Below are 366 nucleotides of genomic sequence, written 5' to 3' on the forward strand. Positions count from 1 at the left end.
ATCGAACTCGTCACCAACCAGTCCGTACCGAGTGTCGGCCCGGTCTCGGTGATCGACTTCGCGGAGGCGTTCCAGACCTTCCGGTCAAACTCCACCGAGCTCGCGACGTGCCAGAACACCGTCGCGCTGCGGGACCCGAACGGCGACCCGATCTCCTCCCCCATCCCACCCGGGACCAACGCCGTCATCAACCTGAGCCCGAACACCACCAACGTACTCAACATCAACTCGACCGATCTGGACAACATCGGCATCCTGACCTTCCCCGACCAGCCGAACGCGAACAGCCCGCTGTTGGTCAACGTCGACACCACCGACGTGGGGGACACCTTCAGCTGGACCGCACCGAACTTCGCCGGCATCGGC

The 366-nt window shown here is 63.9% G+C and carries 1 protein-coding gene; it reads left to right on the plus strand.

The window, feature by feature from the left end; all coding sequences use genetic code 11:
- Positions 1-366, plus strand: a 366-nt coding sequence (locus H0524_RS21910) for a choice-of-anchor A family protein (protein WP_180200338.1), incomplete at both ends; no start/stop codon positions are given.

The sequence above is a fragment of the Salinispora sp. H7-4 genome (assembly GCF_013416675.1).
Taxonomy (GTDB): domain Bacteria; phylum Actinomycetota; class Actinomycetes; order Mycobacteriales; family Micromonosporaceae; genus Micromonospora; species Micromonospora vitiensis.